The sequence below is a fragment of the Streptomyces sp. SudanB52_2052 genome, assembly GCF_964272415.1.
Lineage (GTDB): Bacteria > Actinomycetota > Actinomycetes > Streptomycetales > Streptomycetaceae > Streptomyces > Streptomyces olindensis.
This window is the reverse complement of the sequence record NZ_OZ186796.1, coordinates 5,682,578-5,699,374: the sequence shown is the minus strand read 5'-3', so window position 1 is coordinate 5,699,374 and position 16,797 is coordinate 5,682,578. Positions and strand designations below refer to the sequence as shown.

15 protein-coding genes are annotated in these 16,797 nt (G+C 67.2%); 7 read left to right on the top strand and 8 right to left on the bottom strand.

The window, feature by feature from the left end:
* The first annotated feature begins 134 nt into the window (after positions 1-134).
* The 5 genes from ACSUPV_RS25480 (at position 135) to ACSUPV_RS25460 (ending at position 8,143) form a co-directional block, all read left to right on the top strand.
* Complete coding sequence (locus tag ACSUPV_RS25480; RefSeq protein WP_436948618.1) at positions 135-1,610, top strand: beta-1,6-galactanase; 1,476 nt, start codon at positions 135-137, stop codon at positions 1,608-1,610.
* 164 nt (positions 1,611-1,774) lie between these two features.
* The gene (locus tag ACSUPV_RS25475) at positions 1,775-2,791 is read left to right on the top strand and encodes an SEC-C domain-containing protein (protein ID WP_037766660.1); all 1,017 of its coding nucleotides are present in this window, start codon (positions 1,775-1,777) and stop codon (positions 2,789-2,791) included.
* A 181-nt stretch (positions 2,792-2,972) separates the two neighbouring features.
* Positions 2,973-6,119 carry a DUF3427 domain-containing protein gene (locus ACSUPV_RS25470; RefSeq protein ID WP_436948617.1) on the top strand — a complete coding sequence of 1,049 codons (3,147 nt, stop codon included), beginning with the start codon at positions 2,973-2,975 and terminating at the stop codon, positions 6,117-6,119.
* A 41-nt stretch (positions 6,120-6,160) separates the two neighbouring features.
* On the top strand, positions 6,161-7,144 hold the full coding sequence (locus ACSUPV_RS25465) for a hypothetical protein (RefSeq protein ID WP_436948616.1): 984 nt from the start codon (positions 6,161-6,163) through the stop codon (positions 7,142-7,144).
* Positions 7,145-7,174: 30 nt separating this feature from the next.
* Positions 7,175-8,143, top strand: a complete 969-nt coding sequence (locus ACSUPV_RS25460; protein WP_359791291.1) for a hypothetical protein — start codon at positions 7,175-7,177, stop codon at positions 8,141-8,143.
* A gap of 102 nt (positions 8,144-8,245) precedes the next feature.
* On the opposite strand, the gene ACSUPV_RS25455 is transcribed toward ACSUPV_RS25460, so the two are convergent.
* The 7 genes from ACSUPV_RS25455 to ACSUPV_RS25425 form a co-directional block, all read right to left on the bottom strand.
* On the bottom strand, positions 8,246-8,431 hold the full coding sequence (locus ACSUPV_RS25455; RefSeq protein ID WP_359791289.1) for a DUF397 domain-containing protein: 186 nt from the start codon (positions 8,429-8,431) through the stop codon (positions 8,246-8,248).
* Positions 8,428-9,321 carry a helix-turn-helix domain-containing protein gene (locus ACSUPV_RS25450; protein WP_436948615.1) on the bottom strand — a complete coding sequence of 298 codons (894 nt, stop codon included), beginning with the start codon at positions 9,319-9,321 and terminating at the stop codon, positions 8,428-8,430. Before ACSUPV_RS25450 ends, ACSUPV_RS25455 begins: the two co-directional genes overlap by 4 nt.
* A 199-nt stretch (positions 9,322-9,520) precedes the next feature.
* On the bottom strand, positions 9,521-9,907 hold the full coding sequence (locus ACSUPV_RS25445) for a VOC family protein (protein ID WP_031113257.1): 387 nt from the start codon (positions 9,905-9,907) through the stop codon (positions 9,521-9,523).
* A 73-nt stretch (positions 9,908-9,980) separates the two neighbouring features.
* Positions 9,981-10,457: a MarR family transcriptional regulator gene (locus ACSUPV_RS25440; protein WP_436948614.1), complete on the bottom strand. Its 477-nt coding sequence runs from the start codon at positions 10,455-10,457 to the stop codon at positions 9,981-9,983.
* A 54-nt stretch (positions 10,458-10,511) separates the two neighbouring features.
* Entirely contained in the window at positions 10,512-11,396 is an 885-nt protein-coding gene (locus ACSUPV_RS25435; RefSeq protein ID WP_436948613.1) for an alpha/beta fold hydrolase, read from the bottom strand.
* A 151-nt stretch (positions 11,397-11,547) separates the two neighbouring features.
* The gene (locus ACSUPV_RS25430; protein WP_031113253.1) at positions 11,548-12,063 is read right to left on the bottom strand and encodes a DUF2267 domain-containing protein; all 516 of its coding nucleotides are present in this window, start codon (positions 12,061-12,063) and stop codon (positions 11,548-11,550) included.
* Between the two features lie 140 nt (positions 12,064-12,203).
* Positions 12,204-12,626 carry an Hsp20/alpha crystallin family protein gene (locus ACSUPV_RS25425; RefSeq protein ID WP_031113251.1) on the bottom strand — a complete coding sequence of 141 codons (423 nt, stop codon included), beginning with the start codon at positions 12,624-12,626 and terminating at the stop codon, positions 12,204-12,206.
* Positions 12,627-12,849: 223 nt separating this feature from the next.
* Here ACSUPV_RS25425 and ACSUPV_RS25420 point away from each other — a divergent pair, with 223 nt between their 5' ends.
* Positions 12,850-13,152, top strand: coding sequence for a hypothetical protein (locus ACSUPV_RS25420; RefSeq protein WP_031113249.1), 303 nt, complete (start codon positions 12,850-12,852; stop codon positions 13,150-13,152).
* A gap of 405 nt (positions 13,153-13,557) precedes the next feature.
* The gene (locus ACSUPV_RS25415) at positions 13,558-15,036 is read left to right on the top strand and encodes an alginate lyase family protein (protein WP_037766696.1); all 1,479 of its coding nucleotides are present in this window, start codon (positions 13,558-13,560) and stop codon (positions 15,034-15,036) included.
* Between the two features lie 155 nt (positions 15,037-15,191).
* Here the strand turns inward: ACSUPV_RS25415 and ACSUPV_RS25410 are convergent, their stop codons facing one another.
* Positions 15,192-16,721 carry an MFS transporter gene (locus ACSUPV_RS25410; protein ID WP_037766698.1) on the bottom strand — a complete coding sequence of 510 codons (1,530 nt, stop codon included), beginning with the start codon at positions 16,719-16,721 and terminating at the stop codon, positions 15,192-15,194.
* Between the last annotated feature and the right edge of the window lie 76 nt (positions 16,722-16,797).

Here is a 16,797-nt window from a genome sequence, read left to right as displayed (position 1 = left end):
CGTCAGAACTCTCGACAACCCACCCGCCGCACCCGATGCTTCTCGATGCCATGAGCCCGTCGCCATGAACGGGACAACACTCGCGACGCCGGGCCGGGGACCGGCGCCTGCCCCGATTCCTTTACGGAGGAGCCGTGATACGACGCAGATCCCTGCTGGCCGCAGCAGGGGGCACGTTCCTCGGCAGCACCCTGGCGACGGGCACCGCGCACGCGGACGCCACGATCGCCGTCAACCCCTCGACGACCTACGGCACCTGGGAGGGCTGGGGCACCTCCCTCGCCTGGTGGGCCAACGTCTTCGGCGCCCGGGACGACTTCGCCGACCTGTTCTTCACCACCAAGTCGGTGACGTACAACGGCCGTTCCCTGCCCGGCCTCGGCCTCAACATCGCCCGCTACAACCTCGGCGCGTGCAGCTGGAACAGCGTCGGCGGCGAAACGATGGTCGAGTCGCCCAACATCCCCGGCTTCAAGCAGATCGAGGGATTCTGGCAGGACTGGAACAACGAGGACCCCACCTCCTCGGCCTGGAAGTGGACGGCGGACGGCAACCAGCGCGCGATGCTGGTCAAGGCGGTGCAACGGGGCGCGATCACCGAGCTGTTCGCGAACTCCCCCATGTGGTGGATGTGCAGCAACCACAACCCCTCGGGCGCGGCCGGCGGCGGCAACAACCTCCAGACCTGGAACTACCGCCAGCACGCCTCCCACCTGGCGGCGACGGCCCTGTACGCGCGCAACAACTGGGGCGTGAACTTCGCGACGGTCGACCCCTTCAACGAGCCGGCCTCCACCTGGTGGACCGCGACCGGCACGCAGGAGGGCTGCCACATGGACCCGGCGGTCCAGGCGGCGGTCCTCCCGTACATGCGCAGCGAGCTGGACAAGCGCGGCCTGACGGGCATCCGCATCGCCGCCTCGGACGAGACGAACTACGACACGGCCCGCTCGACCTGGGCGTCCTTCAACTCCTCCACCAAGTCCCTGGTCTCCCAGGTCAACGTGCACGGCTACCAGGGCTCCGGCGGCCGCCGCGACCTCCTCTACACGGACGTGGTGACGACGTCCCGCAAGAAGCTGTGGAACTCCGAGACGGGCGACAGCGACGGCACGGGCCTGACCATGGCGTCCAACCTCTGCTACGACTTCCGCTGGCTGCACCCCACCGCCTGGTGCTACTGGCAGGTCATGGACCCGTCGACGGGCTGGGCGATGATCGCCTACGACGCGAACACCCTCCAGCCGACCACCGTCCAGACCAAGCACTACGTCCTGGCCCAGTTCAGCCGCCACATCCGCCCCGGCATGACGATCCTGGACACGGGCGTCAGCTACGCGGTGGCGGCCTACGACGCCACGGCCCGCCGCCTGGTGATCGTCGCCGTGAACACGGCCACCTCCGCCCAGACCCTCACCTTCGACCTCTCCCGCTTCACGACGGTGACGGGCGGCTCCGGAGGCCTGGTCCCCCGCTGGAACACGGTGACGACGGGAGGCGGCGACCTCTACACCCCGCGCTCGGACATCCGCCTGTCCGGCAAATCGGTAAGCGTTCCCTTCGCGGCAAAATCGGTCCAAACACTCCAGATCGACAACGTCTCGCTCTAGAACGTCTCGCTCTAGAACGTCTCGCTCCAGCCGGACTCGGCGATGAGGCGACGGTTCGGGGCGAACCGTGAAACCTGGGCGGCGAGCGTGGGAAGTCGGGAGGCCGGGTGGTCTGGCCTGCGCATCTCTCACGCTCGTCACCTCCCGGCAGTACGGTGTCCCCCATGCGCCCCGACACGCCTGCCGAAAACGTCGACCACACCGCCGAGGCGGCACGCCTGGAGCGGACCGCCGGCCTGTACCCCGAGGACGCCGAGGCCCTGCTGCTGCGGGCAGCGGCCCACCTGGAACTCTCCGGCGACCGCCCCAGCGCGACGAAGCTCTACGACCGTCTCCTGTCCTCCTCCGAAGGCCTCGACAACCCGCACCTGATCCGGGCGCTCAAGGCCTCCAACCTCTGGGAGTACGGCCACGAGGCCGAGGCCCGGGCGATCATCGAGGGCGTCCGCACGTCGGCCCCCAGGGACCCGGCCCCCTGGGTGATCGTGGCCGAGTCTCTGGAGTCCCACGACGAGCTGGAAGCGGCGCACGACACCTTCACGGAGGCCGTGCGCCTCCTCCTGACGGACGTACCGCAGCCCCCGCAGCCGACCCACCCCCTCCTCTTCGGCCGCCACCGGGTCCGCCGCATGCTGGGCAAATCCCACGACGAGTGGGACGCGGTAGCGGACTCGGTCCACTCCCTCCCGATCTCCCTGGACGAACTCCACGACCCCAAACGCGTGTGGTCCCTGGGCTCGGAGAACCCGGCGGAACTGGAAGCGGAGATCCTCCGCCTCCGCGCCGAACTGGGCGCCTACCGCGAGGCCCTCTCCCGCCCGTTCCCGGTGGCGATCCTCCACTGGCCGGCGGACGAACTGCGGGAACTCCTCGACGCGTACCCGACGCTGGCACCGGAGTACCCCTCCCACACCGAGCACCTCGCCTCAATAGAGCACGCCCTCCGCGAACTCTCCTCCTCCGGCACCCCGAACCTCGGCATCGTCACGGGCACGGTCCCCTCCTACGAGGCCTTCGCGGCCTCGGAGGGCACGACCCCGGGCGACGCGACGCTGCTTCCCCAGTACGCCACCACCCTGGCGGCCCGGGGGCGGGCTGTGGCCTGGCCACCGCAGCAGGGGGCACCTTGCTGGTGCGGCTCGGGGCGAACGTACGGGGAGTGCCACGGCAGCACGGCCTGAGCCCGCCGGACAACAGGGCACGCCTGGCCGACTCACCACGGCGCTAGGAACCCCCGACCCCTGCTCCCCAACGGCAGCACCTTTCGATACGGCCCGTCGGGTGTCAGTCATTGCTGTTAGAACTGATCCATATCGCAACGACTGATCGTGCGTGGGAGCAAGGGATCAGGGGGGAACAGTCATGGCAGAAGCAGGGGACCCGTCGAAGCCGATCGCGGGTGTCTACGAGAAACTGATCACCCGCGACGTCGACGACCAGCTGGAACAATTCAAGGCAGCTGGTTGGAAGGCCATCGACGCTGAAGTCACACCGGAGTCCGCCCCGCACGTACTGGCTCGCCACATCGCCGATGCGGTCAGCCAACGGCTCACCCAGCTTCGCCCCGAAGACCGGGTCCCAGTTGCGAACCGCATTCTCGAGTCGTTGGCTTCGGCCGCCCCGAGCCCAAGCGAAACCGCCGCAGCAGACGCCATCGTCGAGGGTCCTCGACAACTGCTGGCTCTGGCGCAGCAGGAGGCTCCGGGGGTCTATGCCCTTCGCCCTCTCACTCCGTTGTCCGAAACCTCGCTCATCACGAACTCTCCCGAGGACCTCAGCCTTGGTGCCGAACTCAGGGCGGAGCTGGCCACCGCAGACCGCATCGACCTGCTCTGCGCTTTCGTGAAGTGGTACGGCATTCGTGTCCTCGAAGATTCATTGCGCGCCGCGAAAGAGCGGGGCGTGCCGATCCGCGTCATCACAACCACCTACATCGGCGCGACCGACCGCCACGCCCTCGATCGCCTGGTCCGCGATTTCGGCGCCACCGTCAAAGTCAACTATGAGCTCCGGTCCACTCGGCTCCACGCCAAGGCCTGGCTGTTCAGGCGCCACACAGGCTTCGATACGGCGTACGTCGGCAGCTCGAACCTCTCCAAGGCTGCCCTCCTCGACGGCTTGGAGTGGAACGTCCGCCTCTCTTCCGTCGCCACACCGGCGGTGCTGAACAAGTTCGAGGCAACCTTCGACGCGTACTGGAGCGACTCCGCTTTTGAGACCTACGACCCCGACAGCCACAGCGAGCGCCTCGATCAAGCCCTAGCCCAGGCGAGCGGCAACACCTCCACCACCGACCTGAAGATCAACCTCTCCGGGCTGGAGGTACGCCCCTTCCCCTACCAGCAGGACATGCTGGAGCGCCTGCGGGTGGAGCGTGAGCTCCGTGGACGGAACCGCAATCTGCTGGTCGCGGCCACGGGTACGGGTAAGACCGTCATGGCAGCCCTGGACTACCGGAGCCTGGCCAGAAGCTTCGGTGACCGTCGGCCCAAACTGCTGTTCGTCGCACACCGCAAGGAGATCCTCAAGCAGTCTCTGCGCACCTACCGGGAGGTGCTGGACGACGCCTCATTCGGCGAGCTGCTCTACGGGGGTGAAGACCCGCAGGCGTGGAACCACGTCTTCGCCAGCGTTCAGTCACTCAACATCCAGCGCCTCGAAGAGTTGGCTCCCGATCACTTCGACGTCATCGTTATCGACGAGTTCCACCACGCGACCGCCACCACGTATCGCCGAGTTATCGACCACTTCAAGCCGAAGGAGCTGCTCGGCCTGACCGCTACCCCCGAGCGGATGGATGGACTCAATGTGCAGGACGAGTTCTTCGAGGGCCGCATTGCCGCCGAGATGCGGCTCTGGGAAGCCCTGGAGAACGACCTGCTGTGTCCCTTCCACTACTTCGGGATCCCGGACGGCACAGACCTGACGAACCTCACCTGGCAGCGGGGCACGTACACAGACCAAGAACTCGGCAACCTCTACACCGGCAACCAGGCGCGTGCCCGGATCGTCGTCAAGCAGATCCGGGACAAGGTCTCCCAGCCCGGCGCCATGCGTGCGCTGGGCTTCTGCGTGGACAAGAAGCACGCCCGCTTCATGGCGGACTTCTTCCAAAGGGCCGGCTTCCAGGCAGCCGCGCTCACCAGCGACTCACCTGCCGCAGTACGAGCCCAAGCGCTCGCTGATCTGCGGGAGGGGAAGCTGCAGGTCATCTTCTCCGTGGACCTCTTCAACGAAGGCCTCGACATCCCCGATGTCGATACGCTGCTCCTCCTGCGCCCCACCAACAGCGCGACGGTCTTCCTCCAACAGCTGGGCCGCGGACTGCGGCGTACAGAGACCAAGCCCGTGCTCACCGTCTTGGACTTCATCGGACAGCATCGGGCGGAGTTCCGCTTCGAGGAACAGTTCCGAGCCATGACGAACCTCTCCAGGAACCGGCTCGTCGACCACATCGAACATGACTTTCCGCTCCTGCCTTCTGGATGTCAGATCATCCTGGAAGGCAAGGCCAAGGATCTGGTGCTGGACAACATCCGCATCCAACTGAGCGCCAACATCAAGACGTTGGTGAGCGAAGTCAAGGCTTATGAGACCCCACGTCTGGAGGACTACCTCCGCGAGAGTCGGAGAGAGATCAAGGAGCTGTACAAGAGTGACAACTCCTGGACGTCGGTCCTTCGCCGAGCAGGTCTGATCAAAACAGCCGCGCCTGCTGGGGAATCAGCTCTACTCAAGCGCGTCCATGCCTTCCTACACATCGACGACCCCGACCGCGCCACTGCCTACCTCAGCCTCCTCGCTGACGACGCACGACCCTACGACGAGTTGGACCCCACCGAGCAGACCTACGCGCGCATGCTCTTCTTCAACCTGTGGGACAACGCCGGCGGTTTCACCAGTTTCCAACAGGGCCTGGACGCCCTGCGAGAACAACCGGTCTTCCGGGATGAACTGCGCCAGGTCCTGTCCTATGTCATCGAACAGGCCGACCACTTCCCCATCCCCCTGTCCGGCAGCCAAAGCAAGCTCCCGTTGAAGGTCCACTGCTCCTACAACCGCTCCGAAATCTTGGCGGCCCTCGGGGTAGCACGCTTCGGCGGCCAGATGCCCAGGTCCTTCGCTCAGGGCGTCCAGTGGGTCGAGGACATCCAGACCGACGCCCTACTGATCACCCTGGAGAAGAACGAGAAGGACTTTTCCCCCACCATCCGGTACCGGGACTACGCCCTCAGCCCCACCCTCTTCCACTGGGAGTCGCAGAACTCCACAGCTGCCAACTCCCCCACCGGCCTGCGCTACCAGCACCACGCCGAGCGGGGTAGCCACGTGCTGCTCTTCATGCGCCGGTACAAGAACACTGACATCGGGAAGTCTCAGCCGTGGATGCTCCTGGGCCCCGCTGCGTACGAGGACCACACAGGCAGCAAGCCGATGGCGATCACATGGCGGCTACAGCACGAGCTACCGGCGGACGTGTGGACGTATGCGGCCATCGCTGCAAGCTAGCGACCAAGTGCAGTGTCAGAGCGATCAGTTAACGTCAGGGCATGGACTTACGGTCGATCAAGCCTGGACTGTTGACCACGCGCGCGGACATGCACAAGGTGTTCGGCGGAGGCAGCCAAGGGGGAATCATCACCCCCAAGAACAGCCCAAACATCCTCATCTACGTAGACCATGACAGCGGCAAGAAGTACGGCTACGAGGATGGTTGGCTGGAGGAAGAGGACGAGTTCGGCCCTGTGTTCGAGTACACAGGGCAGGGCACTCGTGGTGACCAAACGTTTCTGGGGCAGAGCGGATCTCGCAACGCAGCTGTCTTGTGTCACGCAGATAGCGGCAAGTTGCTGCGTGTCTTCATGGCAGCAGGCAAGGTCCCCGACCCAACCTCATCCGCTAAGCAGCAACGGTACGTAGGCGAGTTCGGGGTGGACCCCACGCTGCCGTACACGGTTCGCGAGGCACCTGACGAGACGGGCAAGCGTCGTCGCATCATCGTCTTCCGCCTACGCCCTAAGGGAGACTTTGAGCGCCTCTCCCGAGATGTGATCACGCGGGCGAACGAAACCAACGCCCAACGAGTTTCCGCCGCGGTCGTCACATGCAAGATGGTGGAGCCGAAGAGGAAACGGGCATCAGAGAGCAGGCGCGCCGCCCAACCCAGCCTCATAGCCGACCTGCGCCAATCAACTCTGCGAGAAGCGTACCTCGAAGAGCTCACGAAATGCGAGCATGAAGTCTTCGCGTATCAGGTCAAGATCTCCGGCACGACGACCACTCTCAAGACTGACCTCTACGACGCTACCGAGCATGAACTCTATGCGGTAAGAGGTGCCAGTAGCCGCGAAGAGGTACGTATGGCCATAGGCCAACTGAAGGATTTCGCACGGCATATCAAGCCGCACAACCCCAAGCTGACTGTACTCCTCCCGGAAAAACCGCAGGATGACCTGCTAAGCCTTCTCCACACCGAGGGAATCAACCTCGTCTACGAGGATGACCACCGCTACACGAGATGCGCGGCCGAGTAGGAGAACCCCGCACACTTCCCTGGAGAGAGCATGCCAGAGTCACCAGAGCACATCTTCCTTTCAAAAACAGCTCTCGAAATCATGGAGAACGCGTCAAGATCACGTCTCTTCGGCTACACAGAAGGTCAGCGGAAGCGCTTTGACTTCTCCTGTGACCTGAAGAAGGACTGGTCAAAGGTCGTTGCAGGACAGACTCTCTGGAGGCACGGCGGCGACGGGATCGACAAGGACCTTAGGACGCTTCTACACGAGCAGGACATCGCCGCGGCCGTATACATAGCTCGCCACGAGAGCAGTAACCGTGCCCGCCTCGCCGAGGTGACCCAGGACTACCTGAAAACCATGCGAGAGAGCCTGACTCGTCTGCGAGTTTTCTGGGTACCGGCAGACTTCGACGCAGACGATGAAAGCGCCCGTAAAACCGTCCGCAATCTCCTGAGGGAAGAAATAACCAAAGATCTTCTCCTCCAGGTTGCACTAGGGGGTCTCACGCCCCAGGACGTTACGCGTTTCGCAGCCTCTAGGCGGCCTGGTCTCCCCCTCGGGATAATGTCGCACGTCAAGAAGCACGGCTATCGAAACCATCGACACACAGCCAAAGCACTGGGCATCGACCTCAATGCCCTCAAACTCGAAACGGAACGGCTCTTCGTTCTAGGATTCCTGAGGAGCGACAGCTTGCAAGGCGGGGATTACAGCGTAACGGACAGTGGAAATGCGATGCTTGACATCTGCTCCCGCCTGCACAACTACCTTCATGGAAGCCTCGGTGACGGCAACAAGAACGAGGAATTCGAGCACATATGCAAGCTACTAGGCATCGACTACCCATCGATACCGACAACGACTCGCTTGCTCATCGGCGAGGCCGAGATCGACATACAGAACCCCACAGCATTGCTGTTGCAGCATGTGGCCCAAGCAGACGCAGATGGTTCCGTCGACTGGTCCGAACCGTACTTCGACTTGCCATCGAGCTCTGATCCCTCCACAGGCTGACCTCCTTGACAGTGGTACAGCACCGAAGCCAGGGAACAGCGCGTGAACCCAGGCGCCCCGCACTGGAATCACCACTCAGTGCGGGGCGCGCTGTTGTACGGGTCAGCCCTGAGCAGCGTACGAAATGAAGTCGTTCCATGCGGTGGGCGAGAGTGCGAGCTCCGGGCTCTGCTTGTCCTTGGAGTCCCGGACGTGGACCGTGGCGCGCGCGAGCGCAACCTCGACGCAGCTGTCCCCCTGTGAGCCGCTGTAGCTGCTCTTGAACCAGGCCAGTTCGGAAGTGCTCATAGCGCTCCTCGCATTCGCTTCAGCAGGCTCAAGGAGTCCGCCGGTGGGAGAGCCTGCGAACGCAGTTTCGCATACCGCTGTTGGAGGATGCTGATCTCTTTCCGGGCGGTAATGAGACGGCCGTTTTCCTGCCCCTCCGAGTAGCCGAACCAGTCGTGCTCCGGCGTCTCCAGCAGTTGGAGAGGGCCGTCCAACCCGGCGTGCACCGGCTGGATCAACGGCACGATCTGAAACTCCACGTTCCAGTGCCGCTCGGTCACGTCCAACAGGTGCTCGTACAGTTCACGGGTCACTTCATCCCCACCGGTACGCCGTTCCAGCACCGCTTGCTCCACGATGAAGCTAAACGCGCACGGCGGCTTCCGTCGGGGCGACAGCAACTCCTGTCGGGCCATCCGCGTGGCGATCCGGTGCTCCATCTCTTCCGGGTCTGGCAACGGAGGGACATTGAATGACACCGCCCGCGCATATTCCTCCGTCTGCAACAACCCCGGCACCACCCGGCACTCGTAGGTGTAGAGACTGATGGCCTCCGCCTCCAGCCTCCACCACTGCCGGAACCAACTCGCAAGCCCTGGCTGCCGTGACACATGCACGGCGGCGTCCCGCAGAATGCCGAACGCGTCCAGCACCGCCTCGGCGCGCGTCACGAAGTCCGGTCGCGGGAACCGCCTGCCCTGCTCGACCGACGCCACGGTCTGCACCGAGTACTGCACCCGCTCGGCCAACTCCTCCTGCGTCAGCCCCGCTCGCTTACGAAACCCCCTGACCACCGCACCGAACGTCTTCAGACTGTCCGACGACTCCGGCTCACCACTCCCGCCCAGCGGACCGCCCACCACCACGGCCGCCTTGCCGCCCACGCCCACCTCGCCCGTGCCGTCCGCCATGACTGGCCACCTCCCGCGCGCTCACCCCGCTGCACATCTCGAACCCGCCCATGGTCACGCATAGTTATGACTACGGTCCACTCTCCGTACCCGTACGCTGACTTAGCGTACGGGTCGTTGAGCTGGTGCTTGGTCCGACTGAGGCCACTGGTTCCAGAACGTGTCGGGCCTGCCGGGTCAGCGTCTGGGCGTCGTCCGTTCAGTCCTCCACCCGGTCCAGTTCCCCCCGCTCGATGCAGAACTCGTTCCCCTCCGGGTCCGTCAGCACCACCCAGCCTCTGCCGTTCGGGAGGGTGCGGTCCGTCAGGATGTGGGCGCCCAGGGATACGGCTCGTTCGACCTCTTGGGAGCGGGTGCGGCCGGTGGGGCGCAGGTCGAAGTGGAGGCGGTTCTTGCTTGTCTTGGGCTCCTCGACTCTTACGAAGAGGAGGCCGGGCGCGTCGTTGGGGAGTTCGATCAGGATCTCGTCGTCGCCGGGCTTGTCCTCGTCGGAGATGGGGTGGCCGAGGAACTCGCTCCAGAAGCGGGCCAGTTCGTAGGGCTCGCCTGTGCAGTCGAAGGTGATGTGGCGGATGGTGGGGTTCAAGTGTCGCCTCCCGTGCGTGTGTTGATCCGCAGGGTGGGGTGGGAGGCAGGGGGTTGTCGAACTATTTACCGGGCTACTCGGGGAGGTTTCCGTTGCCCCCGTGGTTGGCGACGATGCGGCGTAGGACGTTGATCGTGGTGACGAAGTCGGCGGGCGTGATGCCCTCGTGGGTCTGCCGGTGGACCGTGAGGTTGCGGTCACGGGCGCGGAGGCGGGCCGCCTCGCCGTCCTCGGTGAGGGTCATGGCACCTGTCGTGTCCTCCGTGAGCCAGCCCCGGGTGATCAGGTCGTCGTAGACCTCGTCGAAGTCGGTGTTCTGGTCGTCGTAGGGGGTGAGGCGGTCGGTCAGGGTGGTGCGGGTCCAGGTGCCGGGGGCGCCGGCGGCGTGGTTGAGGGTCCACCAGTGGGGCTGGGTGAGGTTCTCGACCGCGAGTTGGGCTCGCAAGGCTCCTACCACTCGGCGGTAGGCCTGGCCGGTCCAGGCGCCGATGGGCTGGGTGGCCAGTTCCTCCTGGGGGTAGTCCTTCAGGTCCTCGACGTGGGTGTTCATGGTCCTCGCTCTCCCGTGCGGCTGTGGCCGGCTGGACGCGATGAACCTAGGACCTCAATCAAACTTGAGGTCAAGGAGGAACGTTCTGATCACCTCGTGGAGGCGGTCCGGCTGGTCCAGGTGGACGTCGTGCGCCGCGTGGGGGACGCGGACCACCCTGGTGTCCGGGCGGTGGGTGAGCATCGTGGCCGGTTCGTCGGGGCGCATCGTGCCGTGTTCGCCCTGGACGAGGAGGGTCGGGCAGGTGATGCGGGACCACTCGGGCCAGTAGGCGGTGGTGGCCAGTTCGGTGACCGTGTCGATGATCGTCGTGGGGTCGAAGGCCGGGTGCCAGCCGTCTCCTCGTTTCTCCAGGGTTTTCGTCCAGGCCTCGTGGCCCAGGAAGGCTTCCGCCTCCCGCAGGGACGGGAAGGGTGTCGGCCAGCTGTCCAGCCACGCCGCGATCTGTGCGGGGAGGTCCGGGGTCGGGCCCGCGGGGCCCGCTTCGACCAGGATCAGGGACTTCACCAGGTGGGGGTGGGACGCGGCCAGCAGCATGGCCGTGTGGCCGCCGAGGGACTGGCCCAGGAGGATCACGGGGGCCAGGCCCAGCTTCTCGATCAGTGATACCGCGTCCTGGACGTGGGTCTGTCTGGTCGTGCTCGGCGGGATGCGGGTGCTGGCGCCGTGGCCTCGGGCGTCGTACGTCACCACGCGATGGCCGTCGTCGGCCGACAGTCGCGTGGCGAGGTCGTCCCACTCGCCCTGGGTGCCTGCCAGGCCGTGCAGGAGGAGGAACGTGGGTGGGGATTCCGGGGCCGAGGGCTCCGGGGCTGAGGGCTCCGGGGGCAGGGGCTCTGTGGGCAGGGGCTTCGTGGCGGGGCGGTGGTCTCGGTAGGCGAGGTGCGTGCCGTCCGGGGTGGCGAGGGTTCCGGATGACGTGCTGCGGGCGGTGGTCAAGGAGCCCCCTGGTCTCTTCGGTGGCCCGGCCGGCCCTCCCCCCCGCGCGACGGCCACCGCCGGGCTGTCGGCGATGACCGTCGCGGGTGGCCCTTGTGGTGACCTGCCGCGAGGGCCGTCGCGGTGGCCGTCGTGCCTGTGGGTCGGGAGCCTACGACGCCGGGCTCAGGTCCGCTCGGCCGAACAAGAGGGCGTATCCCGCGGGGAGTTGGGCGAGGACACGGGTCACCAGGTCGTCGCCGATCAGGCGCGGCAGGACGCTGAGGACCGAGCTGACGTCCCAGCGGGCCGTGGCGGGGGTGGCTCCCTCGATGCGGGCCGCGACCGATTCGACGAACTCCGCGGCGGTGAGCCGGCGCGTCACCGGGATCTGGCCGGCGACCACTCTGGCGGCCTCCTCGGGCAGGGCGCGGGCGAGGTCGACCCGTTCGTCGCCGATGACGTGGCCGCCGAGGGCTGACAGGACGATACGGGTGACCCGCTCCGCCTCCGACCTGGTGGTGTACTGGCCCGACTCCCGCACCGCCTCGACCAGTTCGGTCCAGGCGTCGTCGCCGCCCCGCGGGTGGTGCTGCGGTGCGGGGATCACGGTCTTGGGGGACGGGGGCGGGAATGCCGTCGTCGCAGGGGGCACGGTCGTCACACTGGGCACCGTCGTCGCGCTCATGTGCGGGTCTTCCTCCGGATCCGGTCCTGCCCCGCGCCGCCGGGCTCCGACGCCGTCGGCGCGGGGTGCGTGGGAGTGCGGGGCTGTCCCGGGGTGGGACGTCCTCGGGACAGCCCTCTGGGTGCGTGGGTAGCGGCCGGTCAGCCGCTGATCTGCTTGCGGCTGTCACCGCCCGTGATCTGGATGCGGCGGGGCTTGGCCTGCTCGGCCACCGGGATGCGCAGGGTCAGGACGCCCGCCTCGTACGAGGCGTCGATGCGTTCCGTGTCCAGCGTCTCGCCGAGGAAGAGCTGGCGCGTGAAGGTGCCGGTGGAACGCTCGGCGACCAGCATCTCCGCGTCCTCGGGGGCCGGGGACTTGCGCTCCGCTCGCACGTTCAGGACGTTGCGTTCGACGTCCAGCTCGATCGACTCGGGGTCGATGCCGGGGAGGTCGAAGTGGACGAGGAACTCGTCCCCGGAGCGGTAGGCGTCCATCGCCATCGCCGACGGGCGGGTGGCGGGGCCGAAGACCTGCTGGGTGAGTCGGTCGAGTTCACGGAAGGGGTCCGTGCGCATGAGCATCACTGGTCACTCCTCTCCTTCAGGCGCTGCCTGTGCGATGCCCTACGTTCTGCGTCTTCTTATATAACTCGGGGGAGGAAACTTGACAACCCTCGACTCATACCCGAGGGGTGATCTTGGGGTGCGCCGCCAGTGCCCCGCCAGTGCCCCACCGCGTGCGGCTGTCACCTGGGGCGTTAGCCTCAGGGTCTCGCGAGAGCGGGCACAGGAGCAGGAGGCAGACATGGCGAGGGTTCCCAGCGCGGTGGTCGCCGCGAGCGGTCTCGTGGGCGGGTACGGCGTGGCCCGCTGGAGCAGGAAGCGGCAGCTCGGCGGGGTCGTGCTCGCCGTCGCCGGGGCGGCGGCCGCGCGGCAGTGGCGGCAGCAGGCGGGCGGGGTGGCCGCGGGGGCGTTGTCGGCTGCGTATGTCGCCGCCTTCGCCGGGTCCCATCCGCTGGCGAAGAAGGTCGGGGCGTGGCCTGCCGTGTTCGGGGTGGCCGGGGCTGTGGGGCTGGCGTCGTGGGTGGTGGCGGACCGGCGCGGCTGAGAGCCCGACGGCACCCCTGAAGCCGACGGCCCCGCGAAACCGACGGCCGGTCGACGCCGGCCGGCCGCTCAGCCGGCACACCGCGCGTGCCGACCGGGCGCCCCAGCCGGCACACCACACCGACCACACAGCAAAGAACCCGGCCCTGATACCCAGGGCCGGGTTCTTTGTTGGAGCGCCGGGCAGGCCTTGCACCTGCATCTCCCCACAGGAAGTGGGGCGTCTTTCCTTGGACCACCAACGCACTGTCCGTCTGCCGGAGTTCCGGCGGCCGGATGCAGATCAACTATAACCCAGTTTTTGTTATCGCCTTCACCGTCCGGACGTCTCCTCACCGTCCCCGCAGATACGCGACCTATGACGCTGAGGTACGACGACGTGACACGACAGATCAGCCGCCGGAGCATGCTGAAGGCCGCGGGCGCGGCAGCCGGAGCCGTCGGGATCGGGACGGCGGCAGGGGTCGGCACGGCCGTGCCCGCCGCCGCTGCCGCCACCACCGCCGACGGCTCCTTCGCCCACCCCGGCCTGCTGCACACCCGTACCGATCTGGACCGTATGGCGGCCAAGGTGAAGGCGGGCGCGAGACCCTACACGGCCGGGTTCGCCAAGCTGACCGCCAACCGGCACGCGCAGAGCGGGTGGCGGGCGAATCCGCAGGCCACCGTGTACCGGGGGTCGGGTACGCCGGAGAACTACCGGATCCTCTACAACGACATCCACGCCGCCTACCAGAACGCCCTGCGGTACCACGTCAGCGGCGAGGAGGCGCACGCCGACACCGCCGTGGCGATCCTCAACGCCTGGTCGGGGAAGCTGACCGCGCTGGAGGGCAGCGCGGACCGGTTCCTGGCGGCGGGGTTGTACGGCTATCAGTTCGCCAACGCCGCGGAACTCGTGCGGGACCACGGGGACTTCGAGCTCGGGCGGGCGAAGAAGCTGCTGCTGGACGTCTTCCATCCGCTCAGCGACGACTTCCTGACCCGGCACAACAACGCCGTCGTCACCAACTACTGGCCCAACTGGGACCTGACGGCGATCGCCTGTGTGCTCGCCACCGGGATCTTCTGCGACGAACGGGCCATCGTGGACCGGGCGGTGGAGTACTTCAAGCACGGGGACGGCATGGGTTCGGTCAAGCACGCGATCCCGGTCGTGCACGAGGACGGGCTCGCCGAGTGGGTCGAGGCCGGGCGGGACCAGGGGCACGCGCTGCTCGGGGTCGGGCTGATGGGCACGGTGTGCGAGATGGCGTGGAACCAGGGCATCGACCTGTACGGCTACGACGACAGCCGGTTCCTCAAGGGCGCGCAGTACGTGGCCAAGTGGAGCCTGGGCGGGGATGTGCCGTACACCGCGAACACGCGGAAGAAGGGCGCGATCGGGGGGTGGTCCGGGAGTGAGACGGCCTCCGATGTGGCGGTGGCGGATCCGGCCATGACCCGGCCGATCTGGGCGATGATCGCGAACCACTACACCAAGCGGCGAGGGCTGTCGGCGTCGTACCTCACGCGTGCCGCCGCCAAGGCCGCGCCGGAGGGCGGGGGCGGCGACTACGGGCCCAACAGCGGGGGCTACGACCAGCTGGGCTTCGGCACGTTGGCGTTCACGCGGGACAGGGCGGCGGATCCGGCGGCACCGGCACCGGCACCCAACCCGTCCGGATCGGCGACGACGCCGGGTGCGTCCGGCGGGGGCGGGGGTGTCCGGCCGCAGGGCACTGTCCGGCCTCAGGCGACGGTGAGTGCCTCGGCGTCCCCCGGTACGGGCCGCGACCTGGCCGCCACCGGGTCCGAGGAGGTCGTGGGCTGGGCCGCCGCCGCGGGCGTCACCGCTGTCGCCGGTGGATTGCTGCTGTTGCGGCGGCGGGGCCGGGCCCAGTAGCGCCTGAGCCCGACCGCCGGCGGCACGGCCGACGGCCCGCCCCGCAGCTCAGGTCAGCGTCCGCGACCTCGGCACCGCCGACGGCCCCGGCCGCCCCACAGCCCAGGTCGCCGGCCTCGACCTCGGCACGGCCGACGGCCCGGCTGCCCCGCGGCTCAGGTCGCCGTCCTCGACCTCGGCCCCACCTGGTCCGTCGCCGCCCTCGACTTCGGCCCCGCCTGATCCGTCACCGTCGCCTTCGCCGTCAGCGGCTCGGCGATGTCCTCCAGGGAGCGGCGTTCCGCCCGGACCGCGAGGATCGCTGCCGCCAGGCCCGCCAGGCACATCAGTGCCGCTCCGATCTGGAACGCGAGGACCGTGTCGCCGACCTTGCCCGTGCCGGTGAGGTCGGCGAACAGGAGCGGGCCGCTGATGCCGCCGGCCGCCGTGCCGATGGCGTAGAAGAACGCGATGGACATGGCGCGGGTCTCCATCGGGAAGACCTCGGAGACCGTCAGGTAGGCGCTGGACGCGCCGGCCGAGGCGAAGAACAGCACCACGCACCAGCAGGCCGTCAGCGTGCCCGCGCTCAGCGAACCCTGGTCGAAGAGCCAGGCCGTGCCGAAGAGGAGCAGGCCCGAGAGCAGGTAGGTGCCGGAGATCATCACACGGCGGCCGACCGTGTCGAAGAGCTTGCCCAGGAGCAGCGGGCCGAAGAAGTTGCCGAGTGCGATGACGGCGAAGTAGTAGCCGGTGCTGCCGCTCGGGACGTCGAAGAACGTGGTCAGGATGGCGCCGAAGCCGAAGGTGATGGCGTTGTAGAGGAAGGCCTGGCCGATGAAGAGGGAGAAGCCGAGGATGGCGCGGCGGCGGTAGTCGGAGAAGACCGTGCGGCCGATCTCCAGGAAGGAGACGCTGCGGCGCTGGTGGATGGTGATCTCGCCGTCCGGGCGGGGCAGCGGCTCGCCGTTCTCCTGCTCGACCTTGCGTTCGATCGAGGAGACGATGCGTTCCGCCTCGTCGTCACGGCCGTGGATGAGCAGCCAGCGCGGGCTCTCCGGGACGTGCCGGCGGACGAGGAGGATGACGAGGGCGAGGACCGCGCCGAGCGCGAACGTGAGGCGCCAGCCGACGTTCGCCGCGAAGACGTCCGTGTCCAGCGCGACGATCGAGAGCAGGGAGCCGAAGACCGCGCCCAGCCAGAAGCTGCCGTTGATCATCAGGTCGACCCGGCCGCGGTACTCCTTGGGGATCAGTTCGTCGATCGCGGAGTTGATGGCCGCGTACTCGCCGCCGATGCCGAAGCCGGTGAGGAAGCGGAAGAGGAAGAACCACCAGGTGTCGAAGGCGACCGCGGTGAGGGCGGTGGCGCCGAGGTAGACCGCCAGGGTGATCATGAAGAGTTTCTTGCGGCCCCACTTGTCCGTCAGGCGGCCCCAGAACAGGGCGCCCGAGCAGGCGCCCGCCACGTACAGGGCGGCGGCGAGGCCGGTGACCTCGCCGGAGGTGATGGGCAGGCCGCTGCCCGGTTCCGACAGGCGGCTGGCGATGTTGCCCACGACGGTGACTTCCAGGCCGTCGAGGATCCACACGGTGCCGAGGCCGATGACGATCGTCCAGTGCCAGCGCGACCACGGGAGGCGGTCGAGGCGGGCGGGGATGTCGGTGGTGACGGTTCGGCCGGTCTCGGCCTGCGCGGTGGTCATGGGCTCCCTCCTCATCGAGAAGAACCCGGGTCGAGTGCCCTGAGCGCGTTTGCTTACGCCCTGGCACCTGACACCA